Source organism: Caballeronia sp. ATUFL_F2_KS9A, from assembly GCF_023630765.1.
Lineage (GTDB): Bacteria > Pseudomonadota > Gammaproteobacteria > Burkholderiales > Burkholderiaceae > Caballeronia > Caballeronia zhejiangensis.
The window spans coordinates 134,447-149,098 of sequence record NZ_JALQEK010000024.1 but is presented as its reverse complement, the minus strand read 5'-3'; the positions used below and the strand labels follow the sequence as shown (position 1 = coordinate 149,098).

10 protein-coding genes and 3 pseudogenes are annotated in these 14,652 nt (G+C 63.6%); all 13 read right to left on the bottom strand.

What is annotated here, in order from left to right; genetic code table 11:
• Window positions 1-218, bottom strand: a pseudogene (locus NCS67_RS14495) (type VI secretion system lipoprotein TssJ); the annotation flags it as partial.
• A gap of 118 nt (window positions 219-336) precedes the next feature.
• The gene (gene tssJ, locus NCS67_RS14490) at window positions 337-870 is read right to left on the bottom strand and encodes a type VI secretion system lipoprotein TssJ (RefSeq protein WP_175983084.1); all 534 of its coding nucleotides are present in this window, start codon (window positions 868-870) and stop codon (window positions 337-339) included.
• A gap of 8 nt (window positions 871-878) precedes the next feature.
• Window positions 879-2,009, bottom strand: coding sequence for a type VI secretion system baseplate subunit TssG (gene tssG / locus NCS67_RS14485; RefSeq protein ID WP_008353912.1), 1,131 nt, complete (start codon window positions 2,007-2,009; stop codon window positions 879-881).
• Window positions 1,973-3,832 carry a type VI secretion system baseplate subunit TssF gene (gene tssF / locus NCS67_RS14480; protein ID WP_250435518.1) on the bottom strand — a complete coding sequence of 620 codons (1,860 nt, stop codon included), beginning with the start codon at window positions 3,830-3,832 and terminating at the stop codon, window positions 1,973-1,975. Before tssF ends, tssG begins: the two co-directional genes overlap by 37 nt.
• A gap of 7 nt (window positions 3,833-3,839) precedes the next feature.
• Entirely contained in the window at window positions 3,840-5,423 is a 1,584-nt protein-coding gene (tssA, locus tag NCS67_RS14475) for a type VI secretion system protein TssA (protein ID WP_250435517.1), read from the bottom strand.
• Window positions 5,420-6,373, bottom strand: a pseudogene (locus tag NCS67_RS14470) (type VI secretion IcmF C-terminal domain-containing protein); the annotation flags it as partial. The gene tssA and the pseudogene NCS67_RS14470, both read right to left, overlap by 4 nt.
• Window positions 6,366-7,718: pseudogene (locus NCS67_RS14465) on the bottom strand (type VI secretion system Vgr family protein); the annotation flags it as partial. The pseudogenes NCS67_RS14465 and NCS67_RS14470, both read right to left, overlap by 8 nt.
• Before the next feature lie 458 nt (window positions 7,719-8,176).
• Window positions 8,177-8,671 (bottom strand): MaoC family dehydratase, encoded by a 495-nt coding sequence (locus NCS67_RS14460; RefSeq protein ID WP_250435516.1) that lies wholly within the window; start codon window positions 8,669-8,671, stop codon window positions 8,177-8,179.
• Between the two features lie 44 nt (window positions 8,672-8,715).
• Window positions 8,716-9,873: a dihydrodipicolinate synthase family protein gene (locus NCS67_RS14455; RefSeq protein ID WP_250435515.1), complete on the bottom strand. Its 1,158-nt coding sequence runs from the start codon at window positions 9,871-9,873 to the stop codon at window positions 8,716-8,718.
• A gap of 5 nt (window positions 9,874-9,878) precedes the next feature.
• Entirely contained in the window at window positions 9,879-10,730 is an 852-nt protein-coding gene (locus NCS67_RS14450) for a shikimate dehydrogenase family protein (protein WP_250435514.1), read from the bottom strand.
• 8 nt (window positions 10,731-10,738) lie between these two features.
• A complete protein-coding gene (locus NCS67_RS14445; RefSeq protein ID WP_250435513.1) occupies window positions 10,739-12,343 on the bottom strand; it encodes an acyl CoA:acetate/3-ketoacid CoA transferase in 1,605 nt (534 codons plus the stop codon).
• Between the two features lie 49 nt (window positions 12,344-12,392).
• The gene (locus NCS67_RS14440; RefSeq protein ID WP_250435512.1) at window positions 12,393-13,736 is read right to left on the bottom strand and encodes an MFS transporter; all 1,344 of its coding nucleotides are present in this window, start codon (window positions 13,734-13,736) and stop codon (window positions 12,393-12,395) included.
• Window positions 13,737-13,797: 61 nt separating this feature from the next.
• On the bottom strand, window positions 13,798-14,556 hold the full coding sequence (locus NCS67_RS14435; protein WP_008353925.1) for an enoyl-CoA hydratase/isomerase family protein: 759 nt from the start codon (window positions 14,554-14,556) through the stop codon (window positions 13,798-13,800).
• Window positions 14,557-14,652: the final 96 nt, after the last annotated feature.

Here is a 14,652-nt window from a genome sequence, read left to right as displayed (position 1 = left end):
CCGGTCGCGTTCTCGTTCAACGCGGCGCGACCGTTCAGTTCGACGTTCATCGACTTGACTTGCGTGGTGAAGAGCCATTCGGCTGCGCTTACCGTGCTGTCCTTGGTGGCCTGCCATGCGCCGCAGCCGGCGAGCGTAAGCGCGCCGATGAAAAAGAGCGCCGAGTTCACGCTTCGGGTCGCGCGGGCGACGAGGCCATCGCCGCGTAATTCGTTCAATCTGTTGTGCCGCATTGCTGGTTATTGTCGATTTCGATTCGGTTTGATGTTTGAAGCCATCGGTCTTTTGTCGCGACCGCCCTTTAGCTACGATGCCGACGACAGACGCTGCCGCGCGTCATTTCTTGCCCGCCTTCGCCTTGCTTTCCATATCGAGCTTGCTGTCCGCCAGCGTCAGCTTTACCGGCGCGTCGTCAGGGAGCTTCCTGGCCGCGATGACCTGCTTCCAGCCGCCCGCCTGATCGGCGTTCCGATAGAACGCGGCAATCGCGATGAACGCGGTCTCCTTTTGCATCGGCTGCGACACGCTCGCCGATGCGCCGGGATTGACCACGGCAGACACGCTCGCTTGCAGATCGCGCCCAAGCACGCTGCGGTCGTGGTGGAGGAGCTCGTTGAACGACGCGCTGTCGAAGCGCGCGCGATCCTTCAACTGATAGACGCGCACCGCCACCGGATGCGGATGGCCCGAAGCGTCCGGATTCAGGTCGGCACGGGCGCGCATGTCGACGTCGACCGCTTTCACGCGCCAGTCGGTCATCGCTTGATAAGCGCTCGTGGCTCCGTCGGAGGTCGCCTGCCAGAGGCCGCAGCCTGACAGCCCGAGAATGAGCAACACCGCGCAGGCCATTTGATTCGGTTTCGACATCATTCGGCCTCTCATGCGGCATGCGGTTCGAGGTACGGGTTCGGCTGCGGTGCCGGAAACGCTTCGCAGACGCCCAACTCGACCGTGATCTCGCGTTCCTGCCGAACGGGCAGCACCACCGTCCAGCCCAGACGCGGCGATACGGGCGCACGCGCTTTGCCCACCATTGGCTCGGGCGTGAATCGCGAGGACATCTGCATGCGCAGATGCACGTCCGCCTTCGTGCCGATATAGAGCCGCGCCAGCGCCATCAAATCGCGATGGAGCCACGCACCAGGCAACAAGTCGTGCGCCTGTTGCGCGTTCGTCGGACGCAGCGTCACGCGCACCGCGCGACTGCGGTAATGCACGCGCTTGCCGAGCACGTAGCCGCCGCCCAACCCGCGTGGCTTGCCTTCCATCATCGCTTTCGCGCTTAGCGGCTGGCCTTGTCCCGCGCGCCTCGCCACGGGCCAGAATTCGTCGACGCGCACATCCACGCCCGGCGCACCCAAAGCGATCACGCCCGCCAGCCCTTCCGGCGTGCGCGTGCGCTGAATGAGCAGACCAAGAAGCGCGAGCATGCGGGAGTCGGGCAAGCCCGCACGCGCGGGTTTATTGCCCCAGCCGAAGCCGGCGAGACACAGCAGGTTCCTTGAGTACGGATCGGCGCCGCCGTGCCGGAAGGTCTCCGGATAGCGGTACTTCTTCCACGCGCGATACAACAGCGTCACGAACCGGTGATTGAACTGGTCCAGAAACGCTTCGACGGCTTCGTGCCCTTCCTCGCGCATGGCGATGTCGTCGAGGTAGTGCGTCGGCATCACCGCGTCTACGCCGTACAGGCCCATGAAGGTCGTGCGGATCGTCGGCGGCAGCGGTTCGCCGTATCCGCCGTCATCGAGGTCATCGAACTCGACGGCAGCGATTTCGCCAGCGGGAAAACCCATGCGCGCGCGCGACCGGAAACGCACCGGCTCGTGCGCGGGCGTATCGCGTTCACCGAAACCGGGACGATCCGGCGCGCTCGCTTCGAACAGCCGGCACAACTGCATGAAGTTCATGCGCGGGGCGCGTGCGAGCAACGCCGCGACCAGCGGCTCGACATTCGGAAAATCGCGCGGCTTCATAGCGGCGCCCGATGCGTCTTGCTGCGCGGCCATTCGATGCGCGCCTTCGATGGCAGCGTCACCAGCGCGAGCTTCGTGAAGAGGTTCACCTCTGCATACAGCTCGAAGAAGCGATGCAGCAGCTCCCCGAACAACATCACATCGCCTTCGCCCGAGAACGCTTGCGAATCCAGCGTGACTTCGACCAGCACGCCGCGCTCGACCGCGCCGCCCGTGATCTCTTCGAGCAATTCCTCCGACACATGCAGGATGCCCGCCAGCCGCCTTCGATTCAACTCGTCGTTGGTCCAGTCGTAGAGCGCGAGGGCGCCACGCAGCACTTCTGCGTTCATCATCGACAGGAAGTTCGGCGCGAGATGCGAAAGCACGCGCCATTGAAAGCGGTCGCCCGTGGGCGGATAGAGCGGTAACGTGGGCGCCACGAGATTGCGCACGCCACCGACGTTCGGCGTACTCTCGGCGAGTTCGTCCAGACGTGCTTCGCGCAGGCCCTTGCGCGGCAGCAGCCCGTTGGTGCCGGTCACGCGCAGCGACAGGCTTTCCTCGGGCAGATCCGCCATCGACTCCCATGCGTTGCCGCCCAAGATCAGCCACGTTTCATGCAGACCATCCAGCCCCGCGCGCACCCGCGTATGGAAATACCGCTCGGGCGACTCGTGCCGCAGCATCCCGCCGCGATGCCGAAAGGTCGCGAACGGCACGTACTCGTAGCGCTCCGAGGTAAGGTGATCGAACGACTCTACCGCGTCGACGGAATACGTTTCGACGTGCCCGCCCTGATAGCCTGCCGGCACCACGCGATACTCGGTCTCGTGATGATCGATCGTGACGGTTTCCGCGTCGAGTTGAAACAGATTGATGACCGGCGAACAGAACAGGCGCACGTTGTCCTTCGTGAAACGCTGGTCTGCCGGATACGCCTTCTTGAGCACGAACTCCAGTTCGAATTGCGTCGATGCTTCGGGAAGCTGATTGAGATCGAATCCGCAGATATCGACGAAGAGGAACTTCTCGCGGAACGTGAAGTATTCGAGCAGCAGTTGATAGCCGGAAAACGCGGCGTCCGCCTTCGGCCACAGGCGTTCTTCCGGCGAGAAACCCGCTGCTTCGAGCGTGACGCCCGAGAGAGCGCGCGCCTCGCCATCGCGTATTTCCGGCACGCGCCATTCGACCGATTCGACATGGCGGGTAAGCGCCAGATGCATCGCGAAAGCCGTCGGAAGTTCCGCGCTCAAGTGAAGGCGGATGCGGGACAGATCCGTTTCCGCCCGACGCGTCGAACGATCCAGCTCGAACGCGATGCGAATGACCGATTTGCCGTCGTGCCGCACGGCGGGGCCGGCGCGCGCGATCTGGATCGGCTGAAGCGTCACGGCCTGCGTCGTGCGATAGAGGCACTGCACCGTCTCGGGCGTGATGCCTTCACCGCCGTCCTTCGGGACCGGAATCGGCGCGGACCGTACAGCCACGCCCGCGGGGACGAGAATCGTGCTCTGCATCTTCTCGCCGAGCGGAATCAGCTCCACGACCGACAACGACGGAATCATCCGCAGATAGTGCGGCCACAAGAGGCTGACGAGGCCTTCGGTCAACTCGGGCAGTTCGTCGTCGAGCTTCTGCTGCAGACGGCCGGTCAGGAACGCGAAGCCTTCGTAGAGCCGCTCGACATACGGATCGCGGTCACCGACGCGGTCCAGATTGAGCATGCGCGCACGGTCCGGATGCGCGCGGGCGAATTCGCGCCCGGACTCGCGCAGATAGCGCATCTCGGCTTCGTAGTAGCCGAGCACCGGATCGTCGTAACGGCTGTCGACATCGGCGTTCAGATCGCCGTCGATTACGTAGGGGTTCTTCATTGCCTTGTTATGAAAGCGTCAGCGCGCGGGCGGGATCGAGCACGGTCAGTTCGTTGCGCAATTCGTTGATGCGCGAGCCCAGAGCGATTTTGTCGGCGTCTTTGCGCGTGGTTTGCGTTTTGAGCGCGCGCATCAATTGCTGCTTTACTTCGAAGACCAGCGCCGGTTCCCAGCGCGTGAGCGGCAGCGAGTGCGACGCGGCGTCCAATTCGGCGAGCAGCGCGAGCGCGGTATCCGCACGGCCCGCCGAGTCGGCGACGCGCGCCATCACCAGGCGTTGCAGATATCGATGGCGTTCGGTCTTCATGCCCGGTAACGCATCGAGCCACGCAAACGCCGCTTCGATGCCTTCGCGTGACGACAGATCGCGCGCTTGCGCTTCGATTTCGGGCCAGTCGCCTGCCGCGTGCTCATCGGCATCCGCGGATACCGGCAGCGACGCCACGCTCTCGCCCGCTTCCAGATCGCGCACCACGGCGTGGCGGGCGATCCATTCGAGCGTGGCGTCGTCGGCGAACGGAGTGCCGTCGTTGAACGCGAGCCGCTCGATGCCCGGCAGCCGTTCGAGAAAGAGCGCGAAGTCGGCGCGCAGCAGATCGCGCCATGCGTTGTAGGGCGCGCCCACGTTATCTAGCGCGACGTGCTGGAAATACTGCAGGTCGAACCACAGGTGGTTGACGCCCTCCATGAACGCGCCTTCGACGCGTTCGAGCAGTTCGTTCCACTGTTTCTGCAGCACGAGCCGCTTGAAATGCTGGCGGATTTCGCTGCGTGGCGGCTCGATCCGCGTGCGCCCGCTCGCATCCCCCGGCGGCACTTCGTGCAGCGTGTCCCAGCGGATGCTGCGCACCAGACGCGCCGCCGGCAGATAGCCGTTTTCCTGATCGCGCAGCCATGCGGCCATCGTGCGTGCCTGGTCGAGCAGATCGCGTGCGGAGACTATCGGACCGGATGACGGCAGCGACGAGCTTGCGGGAATCGGCGCGCTCGCGCTCGGTTCGGCGCTTTGTATGGCGTCGTCGTGGCGCTCAAAGCGCGCGACGAGCGCCTGCAGGTTCGGACGCGCGCCTTGCGCCCATGCGTTGGTGCGCCCGACGATCACATCGAGCGCGGCGATCGCGCGTTCAAGATCGGCGGGGGCGAACGCGCCACGGGCGTCGAGCAGATCGAGGATGCGCGCGGTCGCCAGCATCTCGAGCGCGCCCTTCCTGGCTTCGGCACGGGATGGATGCACCGACTCGCCGAACCGGTCTACCAGCGCGGCCGTCAGTTCGAGCCCATCGGCAAAGCCTGCTGGCCCATCCTGGCGCAGACGCGCGAAGGCATAGAAACCCGCCACGCGCAGATCCTTGCCGACTTCCGTGGTCAACTGCTCGCATGCGCGAACGATCGACGCGTCGTCGATATTCGAGAGCTTGCCCGCTTCGTCCTTCACTTCGAAGAAGGCATCTTCATAGCCGGGATCGCGGCCGACGCCGTTCTCGCCAGACAACGGCGTGAGCCACGCGTTCCATGCATCGAGACGCGCTCTAGTGAGCTGCTCGGCGTCCTGAGACGGGAGAAGTTTCTTGAGCAATCCGGCCAGCATCATCGACCTCCCGGCAGCGGCACGCCAACTTTCTGCGCCGCTGAGAACGCGCCTGGCGGTAAAGGCGGCGGGTTCGGGCCCGAACCTCTCTCAGCAACGGACTTTGTCATGAAGATGTGCGTCGGCAGCGTGAAGTGGCGCAGCGCCAGCACATCGAGCGGCCCCGCGCCGCTTTCAGCGCGCAGTTGCACCGAAAGCGCCGGACCCACGCCCTGGTCGGGCGTCCACGACAACACGTAGCGCGCGTTGTCCTGCTGCGAGACCTTGGCGCGCTCCATCAGACGGATGAGCGCAAAGCGGCCTTGCGCGTACATCGTCGAGCGCAGGCCGCCTTCCTCCGTTTCCCATTGAAGCTGCGCGTCGTTATCCAGCGCCTGGCCTGGCCATTCGAACGGCACCCACTGTTCCATCTGATTGAAGTAATGAAGCTGCTGTCCCGATGACACCAGCTTCATGTCCGTGATGCCCGGTGTGGGCGCGCCGCGTAGCTCGAAGCGCACGCGGGCGTCGCCCGAGGGGAACAGCGCGGTCGATACACGCGTCAGCTTGTTCAGCGCAGCGAGGAACGCGGGATCGAGCGTCAGCGTGCCCTGGTCGGATCCCTGCGCCGCGACCCACTGATCACCTTGACGCTTGACCACGCCCGCCAGTTCCGTCGCCACAAACTGAGCGATGACACCGTTATCCATTCGCATGAAGCGCGCCATGTCGGGCAGCGACGCGTCGTTGTCGGAATCCGCGAACGGATAGCGTCCGCCAAACGCGCGGTTCCAGTCCGCCAGAATCGACGTGCGCCAGATCTCGTTCAGGCTCGATGACGCGGGCTGCACGACCACCTGCCAGGTCTGCTCGAGCGGCGCTTCGAAGAGCCGGCCGAAACCCGACCATTGCTCACCGAGGCTGGCGGCCAGCCGGCTCGCGTAGTCGCGACTGTCGGCGATATCGGATGAGCGCCACCTCCGTGCCGTGGATCAACGGCATGTGATGACCGTAGTCCGCCCCCGCATAAGGCTTGGCCATACGAATAGGACGGCTCGCGCCCCCCGGACTCCACTCGTCCAGATCGAACGGCATCTTGACGACATACCGTCCCTTTTCATCCAGATAGCCATAGTGATAGTTGCCGGGAGAATCCACCCTGGCCGGCCAGATGCCTTCGGCCTTGGGACGCTCGATCACGTCGATGCTCGTGCGCCACTTGCGATCCGCCGGGATCGCCCGGAAAGTGTTCCAGTACGACACGCCCCGGCCGCCGCCGCAACGCATCGACGTAACGAGCAGGCCGTTGGGCGCATCCTTGGGATTCACGTCCAGCCGGATCACCTCGCCCACTTCGAGCGAGAACGGATTGCCCCGAGCGCGATAGCTGATCTGGGTGGCGATGTGCGCTTCATGGCGCAGACGCGCGATCTGGCGACCTTCCTCCAGCGTTTCGTAATGCTCGCCCCACGTCCCATCGACACCATCGGTGGTCTTGTCCGCGCGCGCGGTGTTCTCCTCGACCAACAGATTGACGTCCGCCTGACGATGGTTGTAGTCGTTCAGTTGCACCGCCTCGGGCACGCGCTGCGTGATCGTCCTGAGCGAACGGATCGATTCGGCGCCCACGCTTTCCAGCCCCGAGTGGCTGCGATACGGAACCACCCGCTGCTTGCGGGCATACGCATCCAGATCATCCCCGAAGATGATCACCGTCCGATCGCTCTTCTGCTCGAAGCGAAACCAGATGCCCGCTTCGGCGCAGAGGCGCTGAATGAACGAGAACGTGGTCTCGTAGAACTGAGTCTCGTATTCGAGCCGCTTATACGTGCCGCGCAGACTCTTGAAATCGAAATCGACACCGAGGCGATAATCGTAGTGGCGCAGCGTATCGGTGATGATCTCGACGACCGATTGCTTCTGAAACAATCGGCATGTGCGGCCTCTCGCCAATTCAGCGATCTTCGGCACGAGGGTGACGCGATACCGGGTTTCATCGGCCGATGTGCCGAGCGTCTCAAACCTGTCAATGACGCCATGCGTGACGCTAGGCTCCGGCGCCTTGCTGAAGTCCTTCCATCGTTCACCGAACATCTGCCGCAGATAAGCTTCTTGAGGATCGATGGGGGCGATGGTCAACACCGCAGACCGCCCAACGACCTGATCCATCGGAATATCGGCGACAGGGCTCGTAAATTCGATATTGAACTTGTAGAGCGCGCTAATTTGCGCCTCGCCATTGAAGCTCAATACTGAGATGGGCGCGGGGTGGGGCTTCAACTGGAGGCCGTAGGCCTGACTTGGCAATACCATTGACATGCGAAAGCACTCTCCCTGATAAGCGCCACCTTCGACGACAACTTAGGTAGACGTTTTAACGTCCCGAGGATTGCATCGCGCAATCGCTTGGCATTCCGAATCGGGACAATTTAGCCGGGGATTGTGACCTAATATTCCGTCGCTCGGAGCGACGTCATTGTCATTTAGGAATGGTCCGAAGACGCTTGCGGCACTGATCGGACGTGGGGCCGCTCGACATGGAAACTGCACCCAGCCTTTAGCATGTCCAGGTTAAAGCAGCGATCGCAGCGATCGCAGTGACGCGCACCCGAACTGCAATTCTGCACGTTGCTCGTGCTCGCAGAGGCGGTGCGGAGTGGGAGGTCATGACACAACTGGTTGCGCGCATCGGGCTCGACCGCCCGAGCTTCGGTCAAACGATGATCGTTAACGTCCGCTGATGGGCAATCGTCGCGCGTATCGAATATTTGAGAAAACTAAGCCCGATTCCGCATCAACAGCAGCGTCTCCCCGTCCTGCACGACGTTCCCCAGTTGATTCAGCACGCGCAGCTTCAGCGTCGCGATTCCTCGGTCGATGCGCTTCGTCACCCGCTTACCGACGACTTCGATTTCGACCTGAATGCGATCGCCGATATGAAGCGGCGCCCGAAACGACCAGTTCCATCCCAACGTCGCCAGCGCGCTCATGCGCACCGGTGAGCGCGTCTTCAGACCATCCGTGAGCGCGAGGCCGAGCAGTCCGTGCGCGATCCGGCCGGGAAATCCCGCCTGCTGCGCGGCCACATCGTCGAGATGGATGTCGTACATATCGCCCGATACACCCGCGTAATTGACGATATGCGCTTCCGTCAACGTCATGCCCGACGTGACGAAATGATCGCCTATCTCGAGGTCGTTCAGGTCATACATGCCCGGCGCGAGCAAACGCCCGCGCTGTACGGCGGCTTCTTCGTTCTGTAATTGGGTCATGTCTTCCATCTGTCCTTGTAATGTGCCTTCAAGAAAGTCGGCGTTCAAAGTCCGAGCGTCTGCATGACGAGCCGCATTCGCTGAACCGCGAGATCGGGATTGCGCAGCAGGCCGGCCTTATCGGCGAGACGGAACACGTCCGCGAGATAAACCGGCGGACGTGCGCCGTGGTGACCGCCGAGCATGAAGAAATGCGGCTGAAATCCGTTCAGGTAGGCGAGAAAGACGACGCCCGTTTTGTAGTACTGCGTCGGCATGCGAAAGATGTGGCGCGAGAGCGCCACCGTCGGCGCGAAAACCCGCTCGTATCGCGCGAGATCGCCTGCAGCGAGCGCCGCGAGCGCCTGCGATGCAGCCGGCGCGATCGCATCGAAGATGCCGAGCAACGCGTGCGAGTAACCTTCTGCATCGCCCTTGATGAGCGACGGATAGTTGAAATCGTCGCCCGTATACATCCTGACGCCTTCGGGCAGGCGTCGCCGGAAGGCAATCTCGCGGGCATCGTCGAGCAGGGAAATCTTGATGCCGTCGATCTTGCCAGCGTTCTCCGCGATGACCGTCAGGCACGCGTCGGCTGCTTCGTCGAGATTGTCGCTGCCCCAGTATCCCTTCAACTCCGGATCGAACATGTCGCCGAGCCAGTGAAGGATCACGGGCTTGTCGCACATCGCGAGCACTTCGCCATACACACGCAGATAGTCATCGCGACTTCGCGCCACGCGGGTGAGCGCGCGGCTTGCCATCAGGATCACCCGGCTGCCCGTGCGCTGAATCGCTTCGAGCTGCGTCGCATAGGCGCGGATGACGTCATCGCACGACGTGGCCGACTGCGCGGGAAGATGATCCGTGCCGCATCCCGACGCGATCCGCGCACCGGCCATGTCGCGCGTTTCCTGCATCGTCCGCTCGATGAGCTCGAGCGCCGTGTCCCATGTGAGGCCCATGCCGCGCTGCGCGGTGTCCATCGCCTCCGCGATGCCGAGCCCCTGGCCGATCAGATATCGCCGATATTCGATCGTGCGCGCCCAGTCGAGTGCGGCGGGCTGATTCAGTTCGCCGCTGCGAAGCGGATCGGCCACGACGTGCGCGGCGGAATAGGCGATGCGGTTGAATGTCGATCCCGCCGGCGCGCCGCCGATCGGATCGCCTTTGAGCGTGTAGTTTTCGAACTCGCCGGAAGCGGTCGGAAGAACGATATGCATGGTAGTCAGGTCCGGATAGGCGCGTCGAAAAGGATAGGGAACGCTGCGGGCATGTCGATGCCGAAAAACGTCGCGAACGCCGCGAGCTGCCCTTCGATCATCGGCCGTCCGTTGGTCGCGCGACAGCCGCACTGCCGCGCATGTTTCAGCAGCGGCGTTTCGGCGGGCGTCATGATGATGTCGACGACCTGCATCGCTTCGGAAAATGCGCCAAAGGAAGCCGGCATGCCATCGCCCGGCTTCATGCCGACCGGCGAACAGTTGATGAGCAGATCCACGCCCGCGACATTCGCCGGATCGACATCGACGCGAGCCTCGCAATCCGGATAGAAGCGGTTCAGTCGCGCCGACAACTGCTCGGACAGCTCGCGCTGCGGATCGCTCAGCGCGATGCTCGCCGCGCCCGCCTCGGCCAGCGCGTGCGCGACCGCGGCGCCCGCACCGCCCGCGCCGAGCTGCTTCACGCGCTGGCCGCGAACCTCGAAGCCGAGACGCGTCAGTCCCTGCACGAGGCCTGTGCCGTCGAACATATCGCCGTACCAGGTGCCATCCGGCTGCTGCCGCATCACGTTGATCGCGCCGACGCGCCGCGCCGTGTCCGACATGTCGTCGACCATCGCCATCGCGCGCACCTTGTGCGGCACGGTGACGACCAGGCCATCGAGATTGCCGAGCGCCTGAAGTCCGGCTACGGCCGGCTCGAACACGTTCACGGGCACATCGAACGGCAGGCATGTCGCATTGATGCCGCTTGCGTCGAAGAGCGCGTTCATCAGTTGCGGTGTCTTCACCTGCGTCACCGGACTGCCGACGATGCCGAAGAGGCGCGTCGATCCATCGATTCGAAGAGCTTGCAACTCGCGCTTCACCGCTCGCCCCCCGCTAACGCAGCAAGCCGCGGATGACACGGCCAGCCTTGCGACGCCATCACGGCATCGAGGCCCATCGGTTCGGGACGGAAGAGTCGCTCGTCCATCAGCTTGAGATCGGGCGAGATGACGGGGCGAAACGCCATGTGCGCGAGCACGTCGCGCTCGAGATCGACGCCCGGCGCGATCTCGATCAGTTCGAGCGCGCCGTCGATGGCGCGGAACACCGCGCGCTCGGTGACGAAGAGTGTCGTCTGCTTGCGCTCCTGCGCGAAAGGTCCGCTGTACGACACCTGCTGCAGCTTCGACACGAACTTGCGATGCGCGCCTTCCTTCAGGATCTGCAGCTTGCCGCCTTCGCAGGACACTTGCAGGTTGCCCGCCGTGAACGTGCCGCCGAAGACCATCTTGCGCGCGTTCTGGCTGATGTTGATGAACCCGCCCACGCCGATCAGCTTGTTCGCGAAGCGGCTGATATTGACGCTGCCCTGCGCGTCGATCTCGACCGCCGAGAGAAACGCGATATCGATGCCGCCGCCATCGTAGAAATCGAATTGATACGGCATGTCGACGATCGCGCTGTAGTTGCGCGCGGCGCCGGCATCGAGTCCCGCCGCGGGCGCGCCGCCGATCAGCCCTTGCTCGTTCGTCAGCACGATGTGATGCAGCACGTCCTCTTCCGCCGCGACGAGCCCGATGCCCGTGCACACGCCCGAGCCGACGTTGCACACCGCGCCCATGCTCAGTTCCATCGCGAGACGCCGCGCGATGATCTTGCGTTCGTCGAGCGGAAGGCGCGGAAAACCGCCGAGCGGAATACGCATTTCGCCGGTAAACGACGGATCGTAAGCCGTCTGATACGTCACCGGCTGATCCTTCTGAACGACGACCGCGTCGACGAGCATGCCCGGAATCTTCACCGTCTTCGCGGGCAAGGTGCCGCGCTTCGCAAGCCGCTTCACCTGCACGATCACGACACCGCCGTTGCGCTTCGTCGCCTGCGCCATCGAGAGCATGTCCGCGAAAACGGCTTCATGCTCCATCGATATGTTGCCGTCTTCGTCCGCCGTCGTGCCGCGCAGAAAAGCGACATCGACTTCGAACGGCTTGTAGAACAGCCACTCGCGGCCGTCGAGCTCGATCAGGCTGACGAGTTCGTCATCGCTCGGCGCGCCCTGAAGCCCACCGCCATTGCGCGGATCGACGAAGGTATGCAGCCCGACATGACTGACGAGCCCCGGCCGCCCCGCCGCCATCTCGCGCGTGAGCTGCGAGAGCGCGCCCTGCGGCAGTGTCCACGCTTCGACTTCATTGTTCAGCGCCATCTGCGCGAGCGCCGGCGAATCGACCAGCGTGCCGCATACGACACGCTTGAGCAGCCCCGTATGCGCGAGCCGCGATGCGCCGCGTTCGCCGCGATCGCCGAGGCCGACCGGATGAAACGACGTGATCCGGCGCGGCTCGCCCTGCGCAAGAAAGCGCCGCTCGAGCGCCTCGATCAGCGCTTCCGGCACGGCGTGCCCGCTTCCCGATCCGCCGATCATCAAGGTATCGCCATCCTTCAGCAGGGATGCAGCCTGGTCGGCGGTCAAAATTTGCATGTCATCTACTCCGGTATTGTCTGTGTTTGCGTCGATGCCCGCATCGGCGTCAGATTGCCGAATGCGATTCCTGGAACACGGGCTGATCGTCCCGATGACGCGAGAGGCGTTTGCCGAACAGCGCCGCGATCAGCGTGAGCAGGCAGAAGACGGCGAGGAACACCATCACGTAAGTCGGCTTGCCGCCCGCGTATGCGACGAGCGCGGTCGCGATGAACGGCGTCGGCCCGCCTATCAGCGCGCCGGAAAACTCGCGGCACATCGCGATGCCGGAGAAGCGGTACTGCGTCGGAAACAGATTCGACAGGAACGCGCCCTGTGCGCCGCAGGTGCAGCCCCAGCTGATTCCATAGACCGCGCACATCGCGATCGTGGCGAGCACGATGTCCTTCGAATCGATGGCGCGGAAGAGCGGCCACACGAGCGCGAGCGCGATCATCGCGCCGGCGGCGAACACATTGCCGCTGCCGTATTTGTCCGCGAGCATGCCGCCGACGGGCGCGCAGAAAAGCGAGAAGCCCAGCGCGATGATCAGTACGACGAGGCTGTCTGCCTTCGCCATGCCGACCGTGTTGGTCATGTAGCTCAGCGCAAACGTATTGAGCACATAGCTGAGCGCCTGATGGCCGCCCATCGCGAAGAAGCCGCACAGCAACTCGCGACGGCTGTTGCGAAACAGGTCCGCGACGGGCACTTTCTCGGCCTTGGCCTTCGCGCTCGCCTTCTCCATCGCGGCGACGTATTCGGGCGTTTCATCGAGCTTCGAGCGGATGTAGATCGCGACGCCGAACAACCCGAGCGACAGGATGAACGGCACGCGCCACGCCCACGTGAACAGGATGTCTTCCGGCACGTACGAGATCATCAGGAACGTCGCGATCGCGATCATCACGCCGAAGTTGGTGGCCGCGTTCGGAATCGACGTAAAGAACGCGCGCCGGCTCGGCGGCGTGTATTCGGCGATCAGCGTGATTGCGCCGGCGAGTTCCGCGCCGGCGCCGAAGCCCTGCATCATGCGCAGCAGCACGAGCAGGATCGGCGCGATCACGCCTGCCTGCTGCCACGTCGGCAATATGCCGAGGCCGACGGTCGCCGCGCCCATGATCGTCACGCAGAACACGAGCGCGGGTTTGCGGCCGTATTTGTCGCCGATATGCGAAATGACGATGCCGCCAACCGGCCGGATGATGAAGCCGACCGCGAAGGTCGCGAACGCCGCGAGCGTGCCCGCAAGCGACGACAACTGCGGAAAGAACAGCTTGTTGATGATGAGGCCCGATGCCGCTGCATAGAGCCCATAGTCGTACCATTCGATGATGGTGCCGAGCGTCGACGCGAACACGGCGCGTCGGATGTTCCTGCGGTCTGCGTTCTGCGCATGTGCGACTTGCATGGCGCTGTCTCCTGCTTCTCTTTGGTCTGGTTATGTTCGACGTGACGTACTTGTCCGCGAATCAGTTCCGGCTTGCGCGATTGCCGAATGCGTTGGCGCCCTCCTCGTAGTTGCCCGAGGCGAAGCACAGCGACGTCAGCTCGTTCTCGTAGCGAATGCCCTGTTCGACGCTCATCGAAAGCGATGCGCGCACGGCCGCCTTGACCGACTGCGTCGCGATCGGGCTGAACTCGGCCATCTTGCGGCACAGCGCCATCGCGGTTTCGACGACGGCCGCATCCTCGACCACCATCTCGACAAGGCCGATGCGGAGCGCCTCGTTCGCATCGATGGTGTCGCCGGTCAGCAGAAGGCGCATGGCCTGCCCGTAGCCGATGAGGCGCGGCAGCATTTGCGACGCACCGCCGCCGCCGACCCAACCGCGCACCACTTCAGGCGCGCCGAACTTGGCGCTTTGTCCCGCGACGCGGACATCGGCGCCAAGCATCATTTCCAGGCCGCCGCCCAGCACCCAGCCTTTCAATGCCGCGACGACGGGCTTGGTGAATTCGCGCACGACCATCGCGTAATCGGTGCGGGCGCGAAACTCCCACGTCGTGCGATACGTCTTGAGCGAATGGAGATCGCTTCCCGCGCTGAATGCGCGCTCGCCTTCGCCGCGCAGCAGCACCGCGCGGATCGCTTCGTCACGCTCGATGTCCTGCCGGATGCCGGCGAGCGTCTGCGTCATCTCGGGCGTGATCGCGTTCATCTTCTCCGGTCGATTGATGACGATCTCCGCGACCGCGCCGTGTTTGCGCACCACCATGTGTTCCTGCATCGCGCCTCCTTTTTTTTCACTGCCGAAGCAGTGATGTCCCATTCGAGTATTCCCTTATACTTACTTACTAGTAAGTACGTTGAGCGGACATTAACA

Bases quoted from the DNA above. Each gene is read 5' to 3' on its own strand.
- tssJ (WP_175983084.1), bottom strand. From the start codon at position 870: ATGATGTCGAAACCGAATCAAATGGCCTGCGCGGTGTTGCTCATTCTC.
- tssG (WP_008353912.1), bottom strand. From the start codon at position 2,009: ATGGCCGCGCAGCAAGACGCATCGGGCGCCGCTATGAAGCCGCGCGAT.
- tssF (WP_250435518.1), bottom strand. From the start codon at position 3,832: ATGAAGAACCCCTACGTAATCGACGGCGATCTGAACGCCGATGTCGAC.
- tssA (WP_250435517.1), bottom strand. From the start codon at position 5,423: ATGATGCTGGCCGGATTGCTCAAGAAACTTCTCCCGTCTCAGGACGCC.
- NCS67_RS14460 (WP_250435516.1), bottom strand. From the start codon at position 8,671: ATGACCCAATTACAGAACGAAGAAGCCGCCGTACAGCGCGGGCGTTTG.
- NCS67_RS14455 (WP_250435515.1), bottom strand. From the start codon at position 9,873: ATGCATATCGTTCTTCCGACCGCTTCCGGCGAGTTCGAAAACTACACG.
- NCS67_RS14445 (WP_250435513.1), bottom strand. From the start codon at position 12,343: ATGCAAATTTTGACCGCCGACCAGGCTGCATCCCTGCTGAAGGATGGC.
- NCS67_RS14440 (WP_250435512.1), bottom strand. From the start codon at position 13,736: ATGCAAGTCGCACATGCGCAGAACGCAGACCGCAGGAACATCCGACGC.
- NCS67_RS14435 (WP_008353925.1), bottom strand. From the start codon at position 14,556: ATGCAGGAACACATGGTGGTGCGCAAACACGGCGCGGTCGCGGAGATC.